This window comes from Sphingobacterium sp. UDSM-2020 (assembly GCF_016132525.1).
GTDB classification, from domain to species: domain Bacteria; phylum Bacteroidota; class Bacteroidia; order Sphingobacteriales; family Sphingobacteriaceae; genus Sphingobacterium; species Sphingobacterium anhuiense.
This window is the reverse complement of record NZ_CP066166.1, coordinates 1,931,391-1,953,503: the sequence shown is the minus strand read 5'-3', so window position 1 is coordinate 1,953,503 and position 22,113 is coordinate 1,931,391. Positions and strand designations below refer to the sequence as shown.

The following is a 22,113-nucleotide window of genomic DNA, read 5'->3' as shown; positions in this document are numbered from 1 at the left end:
GATTTGTTTTCTAACCACGATTAGGTCAAGATTGTTAAATAAAATATTGATGCTATCCGATTATTTATTAAATGAGTAACGCAAACCAAGGATATAATTTTGACCGTAAAGATCTTTTCTGATAAGCGTATTACCACCTTCCGTTAGCTTCTCCGCAATCTTTTCATTTTCAGGATTCACTCCCTTTACATACAGTTCCATCGGAGTATTCAAAATATTGTTGGCTTTGGCAAAAATAGCCCAACCCGCCTTAAATTTCTTTTCAATAGAAGCATCCAGCTGCACAAATCCTTTTTGCCATAGATCATCATTCAAAAACTGCGATACAGTATTGATGCGATCACCAGTGTAAGAACCCGCTAATTGTCCCTCCCAGCCTTTATTCGCATCCTTATACAGTAAAGATAGATTGGCTATGTGTGCCGCCTGCCCATATAATGGACGTGTTTGGTCAACAATAATAGGTTCTGGATCTTGTGTCGTTTCGTTTATTCTACGTGACATTTTCGCGGTAGTAATACGCGAGTGTGTATAGGTATAATTCGCTTTTATCCCGAACTTTTGGATGTACTTGATGTAATCCACTTCGATTCCAAAATTATTTGCATTACCAAAGTTACCCGGTGTGTAATACACATCCTGCTTGCGGACTTCATCTGGTTGAAACGTATACTCGATCGGGTTTTTAATCTTTTTGTAGAACATGCCAACAAAAAATTGTGACGAAGCCTCAGGAAACAATTCATAACGTAAATCAAAATTATCCGCAAGCGCATGTTTTAGATCTGGATTTCCTCTTTCTAAGAACTCTTCATTCACGACAGAGGAAGGAACGATTTCATAAAAACCGGGACGATTCAATGCGCGATAATAAGCGGCATGAAGTTGCTGTTTCTCATTCAAATGATACTTGACGGTCAAACTTGGCAACCATTCCGTATAGACTTGAGATCCTTCTGGTCTCTTTTCCCCTGCAGGAAACAGTAATTTATAATCTTGATTGGTATGTTCCATACGGATCCCTCCAATCATTTGGAGTTTGTCACTTTCATAATTGAACATCCCGTACACTGCTGTAGTTTTCTCATTGGCATCATAAGTCAACGGATTAGCAACGGCACCTGTCGGATTGGTCACGGTCAAATTCAGGTCCGTATAATTTTGAAAATCTACACCATATCTATACTTTGCCTCTTCCGCAGATGCAGGAGAAAGGTTATAATTGTTATAGAAACTACTTCGTTGTTTATCACGATATAGCCCACCTGTAGATAACTCCAATTTGCGATCTGCCATAGGCACTTTATAAGCCACATCCCAGTAACCCGCATAATCATTGTCGGTATTCCTTTCCCAACGGTAGGTAACAGGCGATTTATTAACAAGAGAAGTGCGCTTACGCTCAAAATTCTCTTGAATACCGTCTAAACTTATCGTGGTATTTTGAGGCAATTGATTACTAGCAGAGGACAGCGCACCCGACCACCTTACATTCAGTCTATTGTCCATAAAACGATGATCACCCTGCAAAGTTCCGTTATAGATCTGTTGCTGTGTCTTTCGACTTCGCGTTACATAGGTCAATTCTGCCTTTCCAATATTAGGATCATATTGACCATTATAGATGGTATTGACCGCATCACGAAGTTGCGTATTATTCAGATTCACATACATTTGATAGAAGCTCAAACGATGGTTTGGATTAAAACGATAGTCGATTTTATTATGTAGACCTAAGCGTTGCTGCTGTTCATCATACTGACGATCTTGTTGCTCAGTAATAACTGCATTCGGATTTACGCCGACCACAGCAGATTTATAAAAAATAGAGCGGCTTCCGCGGTGCAGATTTTGATAACTTGCCCCCAAGATTATACCCAGCTTATCATCCAGATAGCGGTTCCCGAAAGTTAAATTACCAACGACATCTGGCGAAGGTTTTTTATAGGTATAGTCTAATACCCCTTTATTAAAATCTGCTGCTGTCGCATTGTAATTTTTACCATGAAGTTCATAAGGTGATTTGGATGAAGTTCCACCGGCCGCGAAACTTCCGAAGTCCTGATTAAAATAACGTTGACTATATCCCGTCGCCAAATTAGCCTGTAGTAATAATTTGCTTGGCGCAGCTTTCATAACCATATTCACAACACCGCCAACAGCATCTGCCTCCATATTTGGTGTAAGTGATTTGTATACTTCCAGACGTTCTAACATATCTGAAGGAAACAAATCCAATGGTACGTAGCGATACTTATTATCTGGACTTGGTACTTTTACACCATTAACCAAGGTCGTGTTATAACGCTTATCCATACCTCTTAAAATGGCATACTGCCCTTCTCCATTAGAATTCCGTTCTATAGAAACCCCCGATACGCGTTGCACAACGTTTGCGACCGTGATATCTGGAGAAATCTCAATAGCTCTAGCCGAAACAACATTCATGATCTGCGATGCGTTCTTTTCCAGCCGTCTCGCACTGGGATCATCATCACCGCCGTTTCGCTGTCCTTTGATCGTTACCTCCATCAATTTTTGATCTGTAGAAGTAAGTTGAAAAATAAAATGGGGAGTATCTTCTTTTTTAATTTCGATTTCCTGGGTAAATTCGGCATAGGCCATATGTCTAATATGTACTTTGACCTTTCCTGCGGACAATCCCTTTAATTCAAATGAACCATCCAATTGTGTTTTGGTAGATAGTCCGCTTTGTTCCAAAAAAACAGTGGCTCCAGCTATGGCTTCACCGGTTTGACCATCCAATACTTTACCTTTGATCTTGGTTGCATATGCTGCACTGACCGAAATGCTGGAGGCAAGTAATACCGTTAAAAAATTTTTCATTTTGCTTAGATTATATATGAATCTTTGATCGTTGAGCAAATATGACATCCAATTTCAGTTTCACAAAATAGCAAGCGTTACAACAAGGAAACAAGGAGATTTACGGACTATACAACAAGGAAACAAAACCAACCAACCAACTATTAATCAAACGTTTAATAGGAAAATAAACGCCATTACCATTCCGTTATCGTTATGTTAAGAAATTATGAAATACTGAGTAGGTAACCTGTAAGATCTTCACCTTGTTCCAATTTTAACTTTTTTCTCAGGCGATGTCTAGCCACACGAAGGCTATCTTGTGATATCCCCAAAAGCACAGCAATATCCGTGTTGTTCAAATTTATTTTAAGCAATGCGATCAAGCGCATATCGGCAGCAGTTAAATCTGAAAACCGTTGTATTAGTTTTTCAAAAAAACTATGATGTACTCTTTCAAAAGTCACCATAAATTCTTTCCAATGAATACCCTGTGTAATATTTTCATTGATCTGCAAAACCAGATCGTGCATTTGCTTTTTTTGATCCCGTCGTTCATCCTTAACCATTACTTTTAACTCATCTCGGAGCTGTTCCAAAAATTGGTTATTACGGATTAAATTCAAAGTATGCGACGTCAACTCCTTCTCTTTGAGCGTCAGCTCCTGCTTAAGCTGTTTATCTTCGAGCAACTGATTTTTAAGTGCAATTTCTGCTAATTCCCTTTCCGCTTCTTGCTTTCGCGACTCGGTCATCTGATTATTGATTTTTATTTTTTGACGACTATACAGCACATACGATAAAATAATTAACAAGATCAAAAAAACAATAGTTCCCAGCAACAAAATGGAGTTGATCTTTTTAGTGACCTGCAATTGTTCAATTTCTTCTGTTTTTTGATTCATATCATAAAGTGCCTGAAAAAAAGCAGTATGCCTAGCCCCATCTACACTATATAACTCCAGCACAAGCTTCCGACTTCGCTCTGCATAAACATAAGCACTATCCATTTGTCCGCTTAATGCATATGTTTTGCTTAGATCTTTAGTCGTTGCCGACATCTGATACACATCTCCCAATTTCTCTGCCATATCAAAAGCCCACTTTGTTAATTGTATACTTTCCGAAAACTTGCCGGTCTTCCTGAAAATATCACCCATATTATTCACCACTACAATCTTTCCGTAGTTGTCTTGCGTTTCATCATATAAGTCACGTGCTTTTTCAAAATGATCAAATGCCCGATCATACTGTTCCAAATCTTCATAAATACTACCTAGATTCTCATGAATCTTAGCTTCGCCATTTTTATTTCCTTCTTCGTTATAAATCGCTAAGGCCCGCATTTGGTATACGAATGCCGAATCATAATCAGCGACCTTTTCGAATAGATGACCAATATTGCCCAATACACCAGCTTCACCATTTTTATCTTTCTCGGCTCTGAAAGAATGGAGCGCTTTATTAAAGTAATTTTTAGCTAGATCATGCTGTTTATTAAAAATATTGAGTTCACCTATATCACTCCAATTAGATGCGAGTAATTGTTTCGCATTTAATTGGGTGTAGATACGGTCCGCTTGGAAATAATAATCTTGCGCCTGTCCATAATGCCCTTGATTAACACATAACCACCCTATTGCCTGTAAACAATTGGCTTGTAATAACAAGTCTTTATCACCAACCGCCTCAGCATACCGCTTTTTGACTAGCGTAATCGCAGAATCAGGATAGTTTTGACTTAACACCCGAATATCTTTAAACGATTCTACCTGTGCATGTGCGGTGTCAACGATAAATGCCTGTGCTATAAATAGTATTAAAAATATAATTTTATCAGAAATCCTCATATTCAAGTAACTAATTGATGTTGATGTGCAAATGTACACGAAGCATGTTAACAGAATATTAAATCACATTACATGCACGGCCACTTAACATCATAGAACAAAAAAGATCGATCATCACATCGTGTAAAATGTGTTAAAGGCATATTATAAGACACCAGGGAACTATCTCTAAACAGAACATATATGCCTTTAAATAATAACAACACCACATCCCCATAGAAGAACTGGTTTATAGGCAGTATACTCTTATAAATTACCAGGATAACAAATAATATACATTAGAAGAGAATAATTTCAAGTAAATTATCTATATATTTCTCTATAAAAATATTTTCAAATAGAAATGAGGAAAATTTTCATTAAATTTAGCTACATGATAATATTGCATTTAATTTATGGGATTGTGATCGTGATAAACCTGATCCAGTTTTACCGAGTGATTAGAAAGAAGATTTCTAATAAGAACACCAGCAATAAAAAAATATTAATCAGCAAACTAGATACATTAAAAGAATTTTAAAATTAACATGAAAAACTTTATCTTCTATTTAGTGATCCTATTAGTAGGATTTTGTACCATATCATGTAAAAAAAATAGGATAGATGGTGATTGGGACGATAATATTAAACTCTCTCAAAAAATAGTAAATTTTGATTCTGAAGCAAGCTCCATCATCATTACCACTAAATCCACAAATTGGTGGCTAAATGACATCTCCATCAACGGTAAGAGTATGGACATCACGAATATCGAAGTAGGAGCAAAAAATTTTGTTGTAAATAATCTAGATTTCCAAATAGAAAGAAAAGAGGGTAATAAAATCACTATTAGTCTCACAAGAAATAATTCAAATAGTGAAAGGATTTTACAGATTGGATTACAAAATGGAAATTACTTTGATGGCATAAAAATTGTTCAATCTAAATAGCGATCTCTTCAAAGTAAATACTATTATATTCTTCCACTTTCGTGCTCAAGTACTGATTTTCGCGTACCTTGCACTTTCGTTGTTCCACTACTAAAACGGTAGCAAAAACTTTACTTTACCTGCCTCGACTCGTAATACCCATAACTGTTAGACATAAAGCCAGGAAAATTTTGAGTGTACTTACTCTGGCTGTCATCATGGATCCATTATATGCAATCATTGCAAATGGATTGATCGTAATAAAAATCTATAATACTTACTACCGATGATTTTTTCACGTATTTATCCAATATTATTATCAACAGCTATCATAAGGCTCTAAAAATATGCCATTTACAGTTTTAGGAAACATTACATTATGTAATACAAATAAATATTATATTTGTTGATGAACCTCATGGAATACAAGAACTGCAGCGATGAACAACTCTTCGAGCTTATCAAGCTCGGAAATGCCAATGCATTTCAATTCCTGTACGACCGGTTATTCTATCCACTATTAGGACAAGCACTACGTAAAGTAAAATTAAAGGAGGATGCTCAAGATCTGACACAAGATCTTTTCATGAACTTATGGAACAAGCGGGATACGATTCATATCGAAGGTAAAGTCATCAACTTCCTATTTACCTCACTACGCAATAGTGTGATCAATTTCTATATCAAAACCAAAAAACAGGATGAGCGAGAAGAACTGTTTCAATATTTTAAAGGCTATTGTGAAGAAACAACTGACCGCACCATCCATAAAAATGAACTTGAGCAGATCATACAAAATGAGGTTGATGCACTTCCGCTTAAGATGAAGCAGATCTATCTGTTGAGTAGAAATCAGGAACTATCACATAAGGAAATTGCAGAGCTAATGGCCATCTCCGAACTGACAGTAAAAAAACAAGTCGCAAATGCACTCAAGATCCTAAAGAAAAAAATTAATTATGTACTTCTTACTTTAATTTGATTTTCATCTACTCCCTTTGCACTTTAGTCTTGTCTTGTTTATAGAAGACCTAATAAACAAAGATGAAAGATCAGGAAATAATAGATTTACTAACACGCTATAAAAACCGTACGTGTACGGAATCTGAAAAACGTACCGTAGAATCATGGTACAACACTTTAGATTTTAAACACGCCATAACAAGTGGCGAATATGAATCGATAAAGGAACAGAGCTGGAATCGTGTGAATCCGATCCAAAAGAAAAAAAATAACCTGTACCGCTATGCTGCTATACTGATAGCATTTCTATCTTTTTCCGTGTTGATCTATTATGTATCCCAAACGAATAAACCGAATTTAGTGGAACTCTCCCGAATCAAACCGGGAACCAACCGGGCCACTTTAATCCTTGGACAAAAAGATTCATTGGATCTAACCCAATTAAAAATCGGTAGTGTTGTGGAGTCAAACGGTATCAAAATCAAAAAGCTTGCAGATGGTACGATTTCATACGAAGAAAAGCAAACTGCATCGACAACAGGTTTACATAATAAACTCATCGTACCCCGTGGCGGACAATATCGAATCATCCTATCCGATAGCTCGGTTATCTTAGTAAATTCAGAGTCAGAAATCGAGTTTCCTTCCCGATTTAATGAAACAGAACGACGCATCAAGATGGTTGGTGAAGGTTATTTTGAAGTTGCCAAGCATAAAAGCAAACCCTTTATTGTTCAGTCAAAAGAACAGGAAGTTACTGTTCTAGGAACGAAATTTAACATCGAGGCCTACCGCAATGATAAATATATCACGACAACCCTAGTTGAAGGAAAAGTCAGCGTAGCATCCGAAAAAGAGCAGGTTTTACTCAAACCTGGAGAGCAATCCATATTTGATGGCGAAAAAATCCTAATCTCCAAAGCCAAGATCGCCTCAAGTACCGCATGGAAAGACAACCTCTTCATTTTCCAGAGTGTACCGCTAGGTAACATCATGCAAAAAATAGCGCGATGGTATAATATCGAAGTAACCTTTGAAAATAAAGAACTCGCTCAGATCCAGTTTACAGGAAGTATTTCAAAATACCAAGATATCGAACAAGTACTGCAGTTATTGGAAATGACCGATAAAGTGAAATTTGCCATTGAGCATCAAACGATCTATGTAAAAACAAAATAATTAATACTAACCTTATGAATAAAAATTACTTCAATCATGTAAGATGGTATCTTACGTTATTGCTGTTGACAGCCTTTTTTATCCAGTTTTCTCTTGCAGGCTATGCTCAGAAAGTCACGATTGAGGTTCATAACAGCTCCTTAAAATCGGTTATTCAGCAATTAGAACGACAAAGTTCATATCGCTTTTTATATGCAGATGAGGTTTTAAAAAACACAATTCCGGTAACCATTTCTCGTCAAAGGATTAATTTTAAAGACGTATTAAACGAAATCTTTGAGACACAGCCGCTACAGATCCAGATTCAAGATAAAACCATCATCATTAAATCTAAAGAACAGCAATTGGGAGCTGTTTCAGGAAATATAAGACAGTCCGAAAACAATGCGCCGATGCGTGGAGTAACCGTGAAAATTGTTGGAAAAGGTCTGGATCTCATCACGATGTCTGACGATACAGGAAGTTTTATCTTTGCAGAATTGCCTTATGGTACCTACCAACTGTCTTATAGCTATATCGGCTATTTCACAACCGCATCATTGATTGTTCTCGATAGAGCAAATGTCAACCAGATGATGAAGATGACTGTTGCAGATGCTAAATTGGATCAGGTAGTCATTATCGGTTATGGTAGCAAACAGCAAAAAGACATCACCAGTGCAGTATCGTCGATTGATCAGCAAAAGTTAGCCGATTTCAGTAATAATGCGGCAACTTTTGAATCAGTCTTAGGCGGAGCCGTAAAGGGCGTGATGGTAACGCAAAATTCAGGAGCACCAGGAGCGACAGCTAAATTGAATATCAGAGGTATTACATCACCATTATCAGGGAGTACCAATGAGCCGCTGTACGTCATTGATGGAGTTCCATTTTTTATTGAGCCATCTGCCGATTTTCCAACCATCAATCCTCTGGTCAATATCCCGGTATCAGAAATAGAAAGTATTGATATCTTGAAAGATGCCGCAGCCACTGCTATCTATGGTTCCCGTGGCGCTAACGGTGTTGTTATTGTCAAAACAAATCGAGGCAAGAAAAACAAACCGTTTATTATTGCTGCCGATTATACACAATCCATTAGCAATCCAACGAAGATGTACAGCCCATTATCCGTTGAACATTTTAAAGAAGCACAGAAAATAATCATTCAAAATACCATAGATGGGATTAATAATGGAAAAATAGATCCATATGAGGCCTATTACAACCAGATACCCGCAATGGAGATCATGGGCAAATTAACCCCTCTGGAGGATGATGGTTTTGGTACACCCCTTACTTATCGTTTTGATGGATTAAACGAAGGTGCATTTTATGATGGCCATACCGACTGGACCAAATTAATTCGTAACAAAAATGCACGTACCTCTCAATTTAACGTTTCGCTCAATGGCGGGTCTGAAAGCAGTAACCTAGCCTTCAACTTTAACGCTTTTGACCAAGAAGGATTATACATTAATAATGGTCTAAAGCGGTATAGTAGCCGTATCGCTTTTGATAGTGACATCAATAAACGACTGAAAGTAGGCGCCTCATTAAGTTACGCTTACAGCAGATTAAAATATGGTCAGCAGTTGTTCTCGGAAGGACAAACAAAACCATGGCTTGTAAGGCCTGACATTTCGGCTTACGACAATGCTGGAAACTTTTCATCCATAGACGGGACATTGATGTATGGTGCTCCTGTCCTATTGGCCAATCCACTGGCACAGCTCAATAATAGAGGTGCAAATCATATCAATCAATTCTTAGGAGCTGCTTACGCGACATATGAGTTCGTTAAAAATTTAAAACTCCATACCGATATCAGTGTAGCATCCTACAATGGTGGAGCACAGATATTCTCTCCGACATATGCTCAAGATGATTTTTCGGCATACGGATCCAACCTATATGCGACACTCAACACCAATACATCAAATAACAGCAATACAAGTCTCAATTTTCGCCTCGATTACGATTGGAAAAAGGAGCAACACCAGCTATATATAATGGTCGGTATGGGCTTCGACCGTTACAAAAACAGCGGCGAGTCGCACAGTTATGAGGAATTCCCTGACAATGAAATCTTGACGGATCCCGGTTCAGCGGCAAGAGATATTTATTTTAATTATTTCCGTACAGACCAGGGCCTAAACTCCATTTATAGCAGATTAAGCTATAAATTCCAGGATCGATATTTAGCTGAGGCCAATTTCAGAACAGACGAATCCTCTAAATTTGGCCCCGGAAATAAACGCGCATATTTCCCTTCGCTCTCATTAGGATGGCGAATCAATAAAGAGCAGTTTATGTACGATATAGACTGGGTGAATGATTTAAAATTACGTCTCAGCTGGGGAAATACCGGATCAACCAATATTGCTAACTTTTTATACCGTCAGTTTTTTGTACGTGGTTCAAATGACCTCTGGGGTGGAAAACCCGCCATAGTACTCGACCCAAATGTGCCTAATCGGAACGTAAAATGGGAAAAAACACGTGAATACAATACCGGGTTAGATTTTTCTTTATTCAAAAATCGTCTCACTGGTAGCTTTGATATCTATGACCGCTATACAACCGGGGCATTAGCTCCCGCACCTGTACCACTTGAGGCAGGTTCAAATACTTATTATGCCAACATCATCGACATGAGCAATACCGGTCTTGAGCTGGAATTGGGTTATGATATCATTAAAAAACAAGATTTCAACTGGAAACTTTCTTTTAATATTGCACGTAATAAAAACAAAATTGAAAAATTACACGGTGCCAATATTAATCAATATGCTGTCGATTCTTATTTAGAGGGCTATCCCGCGGGTACAAGAAAGGGATACTTGGTCGAGAAAATATTCAATAACCAAGAAGAGATTGATCTTCTTAACAGTCAATCTCCTACAGGTTATTATCAAAATATCGCGACGGGCATTGGAGACTACAAATACCAGGATCTAAATGATGATGGCGTTATCAATACAGATGACCGCACAGTCATTGCTACTGCGCAACCCAGATATTTTGGAGGTATCTACAACCGCCTCAACTATAAAAATTTCAACTTATCGTTTGTATTTCAATATTCAAAAGGAGCAAAAGCGATTATGGATGATTTCCAGAACAGTCTATTCGGCATACTAGGCCAAAATCTTAATCAAGAAATCTATAACGACATGTGGTCTCCCGAAAATACGGATGCTCATTTTGCTAAAATAACCTATTATGATCCGGCCGCAAATTCCCGTACTTCAGATCGATTGGTTTATGAAACTTCTTTTCTACGTCTAAAAAATATCAGTTTAAGCTATACACTTCCAAATGACTGTTTACAAAAATGGAAGATGAACCAGATCACGGTATCCGCATCAGCATCAAATCTATGGACCGGTACAAAATGGCCCGGTCTAGATCCTGAATTTGTAGGAAGTTCCATTGTCTCCAATACTTCCAGCAATGATAGCTATCCCATGTCTAAAACATTCTCACTAGGTCTTAAAGCATCCTTTTAAAGCAACATCGATATGAACATCAAATATTTAGCCTTTTTTATTACTGCTGTTAGCAGTCTAAATGCCTGCTCAATGGTTGGCAACATTGACGATATCAAACCCTATTACAAGATGGAAACGGACAATGTGATTTACAATTCTGAATCGGCCGAAGCTGTACTCCGAGGTGTTTACAAAAGCTGGAGAACGTTTAATATAGCGTCATTTCGTCCCTATATGTCTATTTTATCTGGAACCACAGCCAGTAAAGGTGGGGGCGTGACAGGTGGACAAGAATTTATCAACAACAGTATCCAGGCCAACAATATAGCATTATCCAATATTTACCAGGGCACCTATCTGACTATCAATACGGCCAATAACTTAATTATGTTAATGGAACGTGGCGATGCCAAGGGGATGCCGGCACAACGTACCAATGAAATTATCGCTGAATGTAAGGTGCAGCGTGCGCTTGCCCATTTTCAGCTCTTACGTCATTTCGGCTACTTCTTTGATCTGAATTCACCCTATGGTATTGTACTGAGAAATAAACCTTTCGAAGGAACAGAAACTGCTCCACGAGCAAATGTTCAGGAGAGCTACAATTTTATTATGCAGGATCTTGACGACGCTATAAACCAGGCACCAGAACATCAAGAACTACATTATTATGTAACCAGAACAACGGCCAAGGCCATTAAAGCAAAAGTATTATTGCATATGGGAAAATATGCTGAAGCGGCATATTTTGCCAAAGAAGTGATCGATGAGGCACAAAATAAAGGATACTTATTGGAAGAAAACTTTAGCCACATATTTACGAATGGGTTTGAATCTTCGGAAGCACTTTTTGCAACCTACACATCCGGTTCAACAGAAACAGTCTCTGATCAGGTATCCAGAACAACATATAGCGACTACACAAAACGTATGGCTGACGCTCTTCAAGGATCAGAATCTGACGGTAATCTAACAACAGGAAATGGCTATGACAGACGTTTTTACCTCATGTTTAATCCCACTCTAGCCGGAGCCCAGGGAAATGGAAAATACCCTTACTCATCAAATGGAGCTGGAAAACATAATACCCAGATGATCTTACGATTAGGTGAGATTTATTTTATACTTGCCGAAGCATCAATTCGCAATGGCAATGACATTTTATGCCGGGAAAGCTTCCAGACAGTGGCAACACGTGCAGGCTACCCTCCAGATTATGTTTCAAAATTAAAAAATGAAGTCCTGTTAGATCACATTTTCAAACATAAGATTCTCGAACTTTTTGCTGAAAATGGCGAAGACTGGTTTGATTTTGTTCGTTTTTACAAAGCAAAAAACCTCGCATTAAATACCATAAAATCCAGTATTAAAACCGATTCACAATTGGTTTTACCGATACCTCAATCCGCATTGGCTGGAAATAATTTATTAAAACAAAACCCTTTATAACAAGTGGCGTTGTGCGATTTCAATAAAATGATGATCTCTAAAAATAAACTATAACAATGAAAAAAACATTATTAACCCTTGCTTTGAGCAGTTTGACTTTGCTCTCAATTGCTCAAAAACAATTTACGCTAACAGGAAAAATTAAAGGCCAAAAAGCCAATGGTCAACTCGTTAAATTATTAGGAGGCAGTGACCAGCGCATCATCGGGTCTGCGGTCATTAAAAATAATACATTCCAGATCAAAGGTGAAATTCCAGAAGCCGAATTGATCCGAATGACTATTGCCCCTACCGCAAAAGCTGAAGAATCGACTTGGAAGGCGAGTATGTTTTATCTAGATCAAGGCCGTATTAATTTAACGGGAGATATTGATAGTTTACCATCTTTTTACTACCGACCAAATCTTCCACAGGTTAAACCAGTAATCGAAGGTTCAAAAGCACAGAGCCTTGCAGATCAACTTAGCAACCTGAACCAAAACGAAAGAAAAGAAATCAGTCGTCTTGATCAAGCCTATATGAGTGAGTATTATACACCATCCTTGGAAGAAAAGTTTAACACCCAACGCGGTATAGCGATCTTAAAGGAGATCGCCCCTCTTAAAAAGAATATTTTTGAAAGAAAATGGAATTTTATCAAAAACAACCCTGAGGCCCGGGTTTCATTAGATGAGGCCAGCTATATGATCATGGGCTATGGGGAAGATAATTTATCCCGGAATCAGATGGATGAGCTGATTACTATTTTCGCCCCCTATTGGAATGGTAAAAGGGCGTATACTGATTTAAAAGAAATGATCACAAAGGCTAGAGCAACTGCAATAGGTTCTAAAATTATCGATGGACCGCTTATGGATCAGGAAGGTAAACAAGTACAGCTGTTATCTGTATTTCCAAAAGATAAGAAATACATTTTGTTAGAATTTTGGGCTTCTTGGTGTGGTCCGTGCCGTGGCGAAATCCCTCATTTAAGACATACTTATTCAGAATGGAAAGACAAAGGTTTTGACATTGTCAGTATCTCACTTGACGAAAAGGACAAAGACTGGAAAAAAGCGATGTCTGAAGAAAATATGAATTGGAATCAATACAATGCCCCTGCAGGTTTTGATAGCAAAATCGCCCGAAGTTATGATATCCAAGGAATTCCTTATGCATTATTAATTGATAATGAAGGACGTATCGTAAAACATGCTATGCGTGGTGCTAGTTTAGACCAAGCTTTAGCTGAGCTTATTCAATAAAAAATTACCTACCTTAATTACATGTCAATGGATAGCGGTATACGATCTAGGTATACCGCTCATCAATTAAATAACCCTTCTTAATACAGTTCGCAAATATTTATACGTAATCCATAGTCTACTTACACGAAAGAGAATAGATTAGAAAATGAAACTGCTACATTCCTCTTAGTTCACTTCTATTAACTTCAGCGCCATAATCAATTCTCGATTTAGAAAGACAATCTGGGAAATTTGTCCTTATATAACTCATCATCTCTTCTCTTACATAACAGCGAAGATCAAAAGCCTGTCCCGAGTTTCGGCAACTCATTAAGCAACGAATCTCCATCGTTCGCTCTTTCAGATCAGTGACCTGCAGGACATTGACCTTACCATCCCACAAAGGATGATGCATAAGCAATGAGCCTAATTTTTCTCTTAATTGTTGGACAGGAATCGCGAAATCAACATAAATAAAAACAGTTCCTAAAATCTCTGCCGTAGTTCTCGTCCAATTCTGAAAAGGTTTTTCGATGAAATAGGTAATCGGCAGCACCAGACGGCGTTTATCCCAGATATTAACCACGACATAAGTCAGATTGATTTCTTCGACCTTACCCCACTCGCCCTCAACGACCAGCACATCATCCATCCGAATGGGCTGTGTAAAAGCAATCTGAAAACCTGCTAATAAATTTCCAAGAGATTTCTGAGCGGCAAAACCAATGATTATACCACCAACTCCGACACCCGTAAGCAGTCCAGCACCTATCTTCTGCATACTTTCGAAGCTTAGCAAAATAATGGCAAAAGACACAACGATGATAATAGTAATGAAGACCTTTCGAATAAAAACAATCTGTGTCCTAATTTTTCTTTCACGCAGGTTATTCTCTTTATTGATATCAAAACGATGATATAAATAATCTTCAAAAACTTTTATGGCCTGAATCAGAACAACAGCAAAAAAGCTGATCAGTAAGATTTCATTTATTTTACCGACAATATGCAATGTGGCGGTATTGAAACGCGTAAAAGGTAACAAACTGTTAAAAACAACCAAGGGAATAAAAAGACTCAAAATCTTATTAAATCGCCGTATAAAAGACCGAAAGAGGGAATAAGATGACTGTGCAATCGCCTGATAACGCAAAATCGGGATAAATAAAATTTTAATGAGGATCCCGAGTGCAAAGGAAAACAGTATAAATGCAGTATTCCATATCCAAGCCGGAAATTTTTGTGAAAGTTGAATTAATTCTTCGTTCATCATTATTTTTCTTTTTTTATGCTACCATTATTATGTACTATAAGTATAACGGTATGCTTGGCCTAACGTTTGTTTTATTTTAAAAAAGGAACAAAACCAACTGATTTAGAGACCGCAACGAATATATTCAATTCACCGAAAAGCATTAACCGACAATAATAAATAAGCCGATTACTTGAATCGGCTTATCTACTATTGAAGAAAATACAGTTCTCACTTATTATTGACATCGTGTAATAAGATTTATCACCTTACTACAAGACCATACGTCTTGTTGCCATATACATAAGAAATAATAAGTATAGCAAGTATAACAAGTGGCAACAGCATAAATCCAATATTTTTATCGACCATTGCATGGCTAATAAAAGCAAAAATTAGGTTAAATGTTAATCCGGCATAGGCCCACTCTTTCAATTTACTTGGAGTTTTAGGATAAGAAATGGCTATTACTCCGAGCATTTTGCAGATAATAAGTGCATAAGCGAAGTAGTCTGGATATCCTAACGGTTTAGTTCCAGCATTAACATACTGTGGCGCAAATAAAAGCGTACCAAGAGGCATGACACCCTCCCAGATAATAAGGATCGCTGTAGCTATCCAAAAGATTAATTTATTCTTTTTCATGTTTTTGAAGATTTATGAATTATTTATATTGCAAAATTGTTTATATTGATATGACAAAGATGCAAGGGTTTGCTTAAATTAACAGATTACAAAAACGACATTATAAGGGGTGAATTGCGACAGCGGGAACAACGAATTTACAAAACCAAAAAATTCTTTTCTACCATTGGCTTCATTTTAAATGACAGGTATAATGATTAAATTAAATCACATGAATAAAACAACCCTTTTCACTTCAATTTTAAGCACGACGATCCTTTTCATATCCAGTTTAACTTCCTGCGATGGAATTATAGAGCGGAACAACGAACCCTTAGATGCGGCATATGCTAATTTTGAAGAAATTAACGAAAAGTATCATTCCGATATTTTCGAAGTGAAACTGTTCTGTGAAACTGAAGTCACTCGTTCCAGTTCACCTAATCCCATTCGCATCTTTCCATCTGTGAATGACCAACTGATCGTATCCTGCGATGCAGAAAAAAATGATGAGACCCAAGGTGATATGCTTTATTATAAAATAAATAGTAAAGGAATTACAGAAGATACATTACACCTGTCCCAAAATAAATATTGGCCAGAATTTATTGATGATTTCATCATTTTCACCAATGACGAAAAAGCCTATTACACCACTTGGCCACAGGATGGCGATACCACCACACGTGCTTTTAAAGTTTTAAATGAAGATTTGAGTTGGACTGGAGAAAAAATAAATCAAAAAATTGCAAGCGCGAAAAAAGATGGCAAATATTGGTTTTTAAAAAATGTAACTAGAAATGATCATTACTACATGCAGTTTTTCTTTTACCAGGATGAACAATGGCAGATGCTATGGCAAGAAATACCAGCATATAGAAGCATTGATAGCAGTGAAGATGCCGGTCGTTACCGTGACGATGTTTTTTGGACTGGCGAACAAGATCCTTATTTACCCGAAAACGTTACTTTTTTACATTTTCACCCTGAGGAAAAATTAAAATACAGCCACAATATTGGTGGTGGAAGTCCGGGATATAGTGTTAAAAACTGGCGCGGGAAAGCTTTCTTTAAAACAAAGATCGGAGATCGTGATTTTAATTTTTTTGAGCCCCATATCGCTGTAGAGAAAGAAAGATTTGACGATTACAAAAATCGATTCTATACGGTGTTAGAAGCAAATTATTCAGCACTCCATTTTAGACCAACATTTTATATTTCACCCCATGGGTTCGCATTCTATTCTTCCAATAGTCAGAGCATGTATTTAATACGAAAGAAATAAACAATACAAATTGTTGAAATTAAATGAAGATGAGCACATAATTGGAAAGTTTAAACATGATCTGGTCTCCTATCGACAAAAGTGATACCTATCAGTAAGACTATATTGATTATAAGGGAAGTAAATTAATACCTAAAGCGCCAACAGTTATCCAAAGTCATCCAGTTGTTTTTCCATGTGACTAAACTGGTCTTACTGTAGTTTTATTAACTGTAAAAAATGAAAATAACCTATTAAAAACCCAACTTATTGACCAAATCTTTACAAAAGTCAGTAAGCTGAGCTATCTAGAAAAGGTACTTTTGTATATGTGTAAAAATATACGATTAACTTTACTAGTGCTCCTATTAATACTTTTAGTACCTACTGCGAAGGTTTTTTCCCAAATTGGAGCAGGAATAAAATTAGGTGGAAATTTATCTCATGCAGATGGACTATCATTTCGTTCAGCAAATCGGATAGGTTTTCAAGTCGGAGGTATACTAAGTTATCATTTTAGACCTAACATGGCTATCCAAGTAGAGCCCACCTATAATGTAACACGTGTCAGAACAAATGCTGAAACTGTGGATCAGGTTAACGGTATTTCAAAAGGAAACAAGGCCCTCCAGTTCTTTGATTTCCCTGTATTATTTAAGTTAGACCTAACATCAAATTTTGCATTATTAGGTGGCCTCGAATTCAATAAACTGTTGAATGAAGATAAATATCTACTGAATAATGGAGAAGAGGCATTTAATAGAGGCTCCCGAATGGGTTACACTTTTGGATTAGAATTGGGAAAATTGTATTTCCGATATCGAAATGTAGAAAGAAAAACCGGTGTATACCACAACTGGAATACGAGTATTTCGCAATATCAAATAGGCGTTAAATGGAACCTTTTCTAGAAGCCTTATAAAAAGATGTGTCTAAATTCTCGGTTAAAGTTCATCTAAATGTGATTGTTTTCAATCGGATGTAAAATAAATTTGTTTATTTTTCCATTCAGGATAAGGATACTTAACAGATTTAAATATTAAACTTAATAAACCAATTCAAACTTTTATAATAATGCTATCTAAATTATTTCTTCTTCAGAGTTGCATGATCTTCCTGTTCATATTTAGTGGTCCTTTAAAAGCACAGACACAGCAGACATTTACAGGTTGGAGTGCCGCATTTTTCACTTACAAAATAGATCCCCGGTTCAGCATACATTTTGATGGACAAGCTCGAAGTACAGATCAACTCAAAGACATACAATCCTTTATTATCCGACCGGGATTGAATTATCATATCAAGAACAATATGATTGCCACTTTAGGGTATGCCTACATCGGAAACCAAAGAAATATTAGCGCTACCCATGGCTGGGTACCAGAACACCGCATATGGGAGCAATTTATTATAAACCAAAAATTTACCGTTCTAAATCGTCCTTCCACACTACAGCACCGTTTTAGATTAGAACAGCGCTTTATGGGCCAACCTACTGTTGAGCAAAACGAGCTGGTTACGGACCGTTACGATTTTGCCCAAAGACTGCGCTATTTCACCCGTGCCATTGTCCCTGTTTCTGAAAACACTAGTTTTACTGATGGTGCTTTCATTGCACTGCAAAATGAAATTTTTGCACATATTCAAAATTCCACCAATGGTAAGTTATTTGACCAAAACAGAGCTTACCTAGCATTAGGATGGCGGGTAAATCCAAAATTTGATATAGAAGCAGGTTACATGAATCAATATAGCCTAGGAAGAAATAATAAGACTGTAAATAATATCATACAGGTCGCAGCTTACCTCAGATTATAAACGATAGCGCTCTTTGATTTAAAAAGGCAGCATATGATGCTCCATTTATATCATTCACGGATTATTCGTGTTAATTAACGCGTTTTTTTGCAAAAGGATTAAACGATAAACCAGCATTAAAATAAAAAGATGGATCCGTAGATGCTTCATAAATAAAATCGTTCTGAGATTTGTTTTTCTCTGATATTCGAGATCTTAACGAATTTCTCATCCCGGTTTTGACCATAGCTATAAAAGAACGTCCCAGATTGTGTTCATAAAGCAACCCTGAATTCAAGTTCATCTGATTGAAGATCTGGACGCTCGATAATCCAGCAAAATCATAGATATAGAAGGTGTTATTATCAAGCTCCGATCCAAAAGATGCACGTCCATTACCCAAAATACTTTTACGAAGATAAACGGCTTTCGGCAACACGACATCGACCACCCAGCCCTGTTGATACTGTCTCTTATATGTAAAAGTAGGTATCACAGGTACAAGGGCACTTGGATCCAATAAACCGACCACACCTAAGGTCATCTGCACCTCACGGGTAGCTTTTAGAACCAAGTTTCCCATCAGCATACCACGAACACGTTCAAAGCCTTTCTCACTTCCATCAGTCATCAAACTCGCGCTATAAATAGCCATTTTTCCAAATAATCTTGAGTAGTAAGTAAAATTTAATGATTCATGGTGATAGTGATAATCTTGCTTCTCCTGATATATTTGCCGCGTACTCAAATCAGGTTGCAGCAGCTCTACAGAAAAATGCCGATACCCCACAAGCGTTCCTAAAGTCCAATTTTTTCTCTTCATCAAGTTGACATTCATAATGGCATTCGCTTGATGCATATTTTGAACCTCTCCCTTAGGAAGTGGATTCTTTAAATACTTTGAAGCATATTTAAACCCACCAACAATTTCGTACTCCAGATTCAGTACGCGGATCGCCGGAAATTTATCCGCAATAATAGCACGGACTTTGTCTGGGATACTGTCTTTTGTCTGGGCTTTGGTAATAAAAGTGTAAATGCCTATTCCAAATATGAGCAAAATCTTTTTTAACATATAACAATGGATAAATGGTTGATAAAACGGTACAAGAATATCCTAAATGTGGATATGAAAAATACATTTTAGACGAAACGCCCTTTATTTTATACAAAAGATCCTTTCTTAGAATAATATAGAACGCACACCATACTACTTCAATTACTTTGGTATAAAAAAAAGCACTCTTGGTATAAAAGAAATTAGAGTAGGCTCAAAAAAAATTACTTTTGTTCCTATACAGTAACATTATTACTAAGAACTGATGCAAGATTTTAAAAATGGAATAATCATACGTTACTTGACCGAAAAAAAATATAGGGTCCTCCGCCACAGCGTATTTATAGTGGGACTCCTTTTGCTTTTTTTCAATTCAGACATGAAGACAGAGCTATCTGATCCATATAAAACCTATCTACATTTATCAGTATGGATCGTTTTTGTATGTATGTTCTACATCAATATGTATCTGCTGATACCACGTTTTTTTTTCAAGGGAAGGTATGAGATCTATATAATATTATTAATCTTATTGGTTATTGGAAGTTTACTGATCGTCATGTATGTTTCCAATTATATGCATGTTATAACGGCTGCAAATTTAAAAGTTGATAAGCGGCAAAACATGAATTTTTTCAACGGGATCTTAGTCAGTATTCCCATTATTTTGACAACCACAACACTGAAACTTTTTAATCGTTGGATCAAAGACAATAAGAAAATATCTGAACTCAAAAATCTGGCCCTAACAACTGAGTTAACTTCCTTAAGAAACCAGATACAGCCACACTTTTTGTTTAATATGTTGAATAATGTCAAAGCACTGATACGTAAAGATCCTGAAATGGCAACGGAAGTCATTATCAAACTATCGGATTTTTTAAGATACCAGCTTTACGAAAATGATAACGATAAAACACTTTTAACTGGAGAAATAAACTTTATAACCAATTTTCTAAAATTGGAAGAAATAAGAAGAGATCACTTGAAAACGACCATACAATGTGAACCTGAACTCGTTAAAAAAAATATTTTCTTACCTCCGCATATTTTTACGGCCTTTATCGAAAATGCTATAAAATACAGTTTAAGTGCGACAGAAGGAACGTCCTTTATTCATATTTCCTTCATGGCAAGTGATGGGCAGCTTCACTTTGAATGCCGCAATTCCAAAGATCCAAAACTTGCCCTCAATCCTAACAAAAAATATAGTGGGCTGGGCCTCACCAATACTAAACGTAGGTTAGCATTGTTATATCAAGACGATTATCAGTTAAATATTACTGTTCAAGAAACGGAATATAGCGTAAAACTAACGATCCCAATATGAAGTGTATTATAGTTGATGATGAACCTCTCGCTCGTGAAGAAATGAGCAATCTGGTACAAGAAATTTCAGCCCTTGAGATTGTAGGGGAATTTTCCAGCGCTATTGGGGCAATGGAATTTTTAAAAAATAATGCTGTTGATCTGCTATTTCTGGATATTGAAATGCCGACCATCAATGGTCTTGATTTTGCACAGTCATTGCCTACAGATAAATTAGTGATTTTAACGACAGCATATAGTCAGTATGCATTGCAGGGGTATGAACTTGACGCAATTGACTATCTCTTAAAACCGATCAAAAAGGAGCGACTAGCAAAAGCGATAACGAAAGCAATCGCTTACCAAAAACTGTTGACATTTCATGAACAGAAAAACACATTTGAAGCCAGCAATGATAATTCTATACTGATAAAATCAGATCGAAAATATTATAAAATCACCTTTGATGAAATCAAATTCATTGAAGCCCTAAAAGATTATGTCGTGATCTATACTCGCAACAACAAACTGATCACAGCCATGAACTTAAAAACAATCCATCAAAAACTGAACTCCGAACTCATTATCCGGGTAAGTAAATCTTACCTGATCAATATGTCATTTATCGATTCTTTTGATAGTCATACCATTTACATAGACGACGCAGAGATACCGATAGGAGAAATCTATCGCAACGATTTTTTCCAAAAATATACAAGCGGTCTTTTATAAGAGTTCATCCGATTAGGCAACATCAAAGCGTTCCAATAAATCAACTCGAATATTATGGCTGTCCAACAAATTGGTTAACCGATCAATAGAACAGCCAGCTGTTTCTACTCGAAAAATCGAATCTTCATCGTCAAGATCTACTGTAGGAGAAAACACTTCCGGCATATTCAATTGCAATAATTGCATCAAAAAAATTTTGCTCTCT

General features: G+C 36.9%; 17 protein-coding genes. 11 read left to right on the top strand and 6 right to left on the bottom strand.

From position 1 onward, the window contains the following. Window positions 1-60: 60 nt before the first annotated feature. Window positions 61-2,847 carry a TonB-dependent receptor gene (locus tag JAZ75_RS08435; RefSeq protein ID WP_132769529.1) on the bottom strand — a complete coding sequence of 929 codons (2,787 nt, stop codon included), beginning with the start codon at window positions 2,845-2,847 and terminating at the stop codon, window positions 61-63. Window positions 2,848-3,053: 206 nt separating this feature from the next. Next, window positions 3,054-4,676 (bottom strand): tetratricopeptide repeat protein, encoded by a 1,623-nt coding sequence (locus tag JAZ75_RS08430; protein ID WP_132840776.1) that lies wholly within the window; start codon window positions 4,674-4,676, stop codon window positions 3,054-3,056. A 527-nt stretch (window positions 4,677-5,203) separates the two neighbouring features. Here JAZ75_RS08430 and JAZ75_RS08425 point away from each other — a divergent pair. From JAZ75_RS08425 to JAZ75_RS08400, 6 genes are all read left to right on the top strand, one after another. After that, on the top strand, window positions 5,204-5,605 hold the full coding sequence (locus JAZ75_RS08425) for a hypothetical protein (protein ID WP_132840774.1): 402 nt from the start codon (window positions 5,204-5,206) through the stop codon (window positions 5,603-5,605). A 397-nt stretch (window positions 5,606-6,002) separates the two neighbouring features. Beyond that, entirely contained in the window at window positions 6,003-6,566 is a 564-nt protein-coding gene (locus tag JAZ75_RS08420) for an RNA polymerase sigma factor (RefSeq protein ID WP_165902356.1), read from the top strand. A 62-nt stretch (window positions 6,567-6,628) separates the two neighbouring features. After that, window positions 6,629-7,726: a FecR family protein gene (locus JAZ75_RS08415; protein WP_208701181.1), complete on the top strand. Its 1,098-nt coding sequence runs from the start codon at window positions 6,629-6,631 to the stop codon at window positions 7,724-7,726. A 14-nt stretch (window positions 7,727-7,740) separates the two neighbouring features. Next, window positions 7,741-11,217, top strand: a complete 3,477-nt coding sequence (locus JAZ75_RS08410) for a SusC/RagA family TonB-linked outer membrane protein (protein ID WP_208701179.1) — start codon at window positions 7,741-7,743, stop codon at window positions 11,215-11,217. A gap of 12 nt (window positions 11,218-11,229) precedes the next feature. Beyond that, window positions 11,230-12,648 carry a RagB/SusD family nutrient uptake outer membrane protein gene (locus tag JAZ75_RS08405; protein ID WP_208701177.1) on the top strand — a complete coding sequence of 473 codons (1,419 nt, stop codon included), beginning with the start codon at window positions 11,230-11,232 and terminating at the stop codon, window positions 12,646-12,648. 56 nt (window positions 12,649-12,704) lie between these two features. After that, window positions 12,705-13,892 (top strand): TlpA disulfide reductase family protein, encoded by a 1,188-nt coding sequence (locus tag JAZ75_RS08400; RefSeq protein ID WP_132840765.1) that lies wholly within the window; start codon window positions 12,705-12,707, stop codon window positions 13,890-13,892. A 157-nt stretch (window positions 13,893-14,049) separates the two neighbouring features. Here the strand turns inward: JAZ75_RS08400 and JAZ75_RS08395 are convergent, their stop codons facing one another. Then, window positions 14,050-15,147 carry a mechanosensitive ion channel family protein gene (locus JAZ75_RS08395; RefSeq protein WP_232789385.1) on the bottom strand — a complete coding sequence of 366 codons (1,098 nt, stop codon included), beginning with the start codon at window positions 15,145-15,147 and terminating at the stop codon, window positions 14,050-14,052. A gap of 243 nt (window positions 15,148-15,390) precedes the next feature. Then, a complete protein-coding gene (locus tag JAZ75_RS08390; protein WP_208701175.1) occupies window positions 15,391-15,771 on the bottom strand; it encodes a DoxX family protein in 381 nt (126 codons plus the stop codon). A gap of 211 nt (window positions 15,772-15,982) precedes the next feature. Between JAZ75_RS08390 and JAZ75_RS08385 the strand changes: the two genes are divergently transcribed. The 3 genes from JAZ75_RS08385 to JAZ75_RS08375 all read left to right on the top strand — a co-directional run bounded on the left by JAZ75_RS08385 (window position 15,983) and on the right by JAZ75_RS08375 (window position 18,832). Further along, on the top strand, window positions 15,983-17,035 hold the full coding sequence (locus JAZ75_RS08385) for a hypothetical protein (protein ID WP_208701173.1): 1,053 nt from the start codon (window positions 15,983-15,985) through the stop codon (window positions 17,033-17,035). A 338-nt stretch (window positions 17,036-17,373) separates the two neighbouring features. Then, window positions 17,374-17,925 (top strand): outer membrane beta-barrel protein, encoded by a 552-nt coding sequence (locus tag JAZ75_RS08380; protein ID WP_183917681.1) that lies wholly within the window; start codon window positions 17,374-17,376, stop codon window positions 17,923-17,925. 163 nt (window positions 17,926-18,088) lie between these two features. After that, the gene (locus JAZ75_RS08375) at window positions 18,089-18,832 is read left to right on the top strand and encodes a DUF2490 domain-containing protein (RefSeq protein ID WP_208701171.1); all 744 of its coding nucleotides are present in this window, start codon (window positions 18,089-18,091) and stop codon (window positions 18,830-18,832) included. A gap of 70 nt (window positions 18,833-18,902) precedes the next feature. Here JAZ75_RS08375 and JAZ75_RS08370 read toward each other — a convergent pair whose 3' ends face one another. Beyond that, window positions 18,903-19,886 (bottom strand): hypothetical protein, encoded by a 984-nt coding sequence (locus tag JAZ75_RS08370; protein WP_208701169.1) that lies wholly within the window; start codon window positions 19,884-19,886, stop codon window positions 18,903-18,905. 361 nt (window positions 19,887-20,247) lie between these two features. Between JAZ75_RS08370 and JAZ75_RS08365 the strand changes: the two genes are divergently transcribed. Further along, window positions 20,248-21,198, top strand: coding sequence for a sensor histidine kinase (locus tag JAZ75_RS08365; protein WP_208701167.1), 951 nt, complete (start codon window positions 20,248-20,250; stop codon window positions 21,196-21,198). Further along, entirely contained in the window at window positions 21,195-21,908 is a 714-nt protein-coding gene (locus tag JAZ75_RS08360) for a LytR/AlgR family response regulator transcription factor (RefSeq protein ID WP_132769566.1), read from the top strand. Before JAZ75_RS08365 ends, JAZ75_RS08360 begins: the two co-directional genes overlap by 4 nt. 12 nt (window positions 21,909-21,920) lie before the next feature. Here JAZ75_RS08360 and JAZ75_RS08355 read toward each other — a convergent pair whose 3' ends face one another. Continuing rightward, window positions 21,921-22,094, bottom strand: coding sequence for a hypothetical protein (locus JAZ75_RS08355; protein ID WP_165902355.1), 174 nt, complete (start codon window positions 22,092-22,094; stop codon window positions 21,921-21,923). Between the last annotated feature and the right edge of the window lie 19 nt (window positions 22,095-22,113).

Excerpts from the sequence above, each read along its gene's own strand:
- JAZ75_RS08435 (WP_132769529.1), bottom strand. The coding sequence starts at position 2,847 with ATGAAAAATTTTTTAACGGTATTACTTGCCTCCAGCATTTCGGTCAGT.
- JAZ75_RS08430 (WP_132840776.1), bottom strand. The coding sequence starts at position 4,676 with ATGAGGATTTCTGATAAAATTATATTTTTAATACTATTTATAGCACAG.
- JAZ75_RS08425 (WP_132840774.1), top strand. The coding sequence starts at position 5,204 with ATGAAAAACTTTATCTTCTATTTAGTGATCCTATTAGTAGGATTTTGT.
- JAZ75_RS08420 (WP_165902356.1), top strand. The coding sequence starts at position 6,003 with ATGGAATACAAGAACTGCAGCGATGAACAACTCTTCGAGCTTATCAAG.
- JAZ75_RS08415 (WP_208701181.1), top strand. The coding sequence starts at position 6,629 with ATGAAAGATCAGGAAATAATAGATTTACTAACACGCTATAAAAACCGT.
- JAZ75_RS08410 (WP_208701179.1), top strand. The coding sequence starts at position 7,741 with ATGAATAAAAATTACTTCAATCATGTAAGATGGTATCTTACGTTATTG.
- JAZ75_RS08405 (WP_208701177.1), top strand. The coding sequence starts at position 11,230 with ATGAACATCAAATATTTAGCCTTTTTTATTACTGCTGTTAGCAGTCTA.
- JAZ75_RS08400 (WP_132840765.1), top strand. The coding sequence starts at position 12,705 with ATGAAAAAAACATTATTAACCCTTGCTTTGAGCAGTTTGACTTTGCTC.
- JAZ75_RS08395 (WP_232789385.1), bottom strand. The coding sequence starts at position 15,147 with ATGATGAACGAAGAATTAATTCAACTTTCACAAAAATTTCCGGCTTGG.
- JAZ75_RS08390 (WP_208701175.1), bottom strand. The coding sequence starts at position 15,771 with ATGAAAAAGAATAAATTAATCTTTTGGATAGCTACAGCGATCCTTATT.
- JAZ75_RS08385 (WP_208701173.1), top strand. The coding sequence starts at position 15,983 with ATGAATAAAACAACCCTTTTCACTTCAATTTTAAGCACGACGATCCTT.
- JAZ75_RS08375 (WP_208701171.1), top strand. The coding sequence starts at position 18,089 with ATGCTATCTAAATTATTTCTTCTTCAGAGTTGCATGATCTTCCTGTTC.
- JAZ75_RS08370 (WP_208701169.1), bottom strand. The coding sequence starts at position 19,886 with ATGTTAAAAAAGATTTTGCTCATATTTGGAATAGGCATTTACACTTTT.
- JAZ75_RS08365 (WP_208701167.1), top strand. The coding sequence starts at position 20,248 with ATGAAGACAGAGCTATCTGATCCATATAAAACCTATCTACATTTATCA.
- JAZ75_RS08360 (WP_132769566.1), top strand. The coding sequence starts at position 21,195 with ATGAAGTGTATTATAGTTGATGATGAACCTCTCGCTCGTGAAGAAATG.
- JAZ75_RS08355 (WP_165902355.1), bottom strand. The coding sequence starts at position 22,094 with ATGCAATTATTGCAATTGAATATGCCGGAAGTGTTTTCTCCTACAGTA.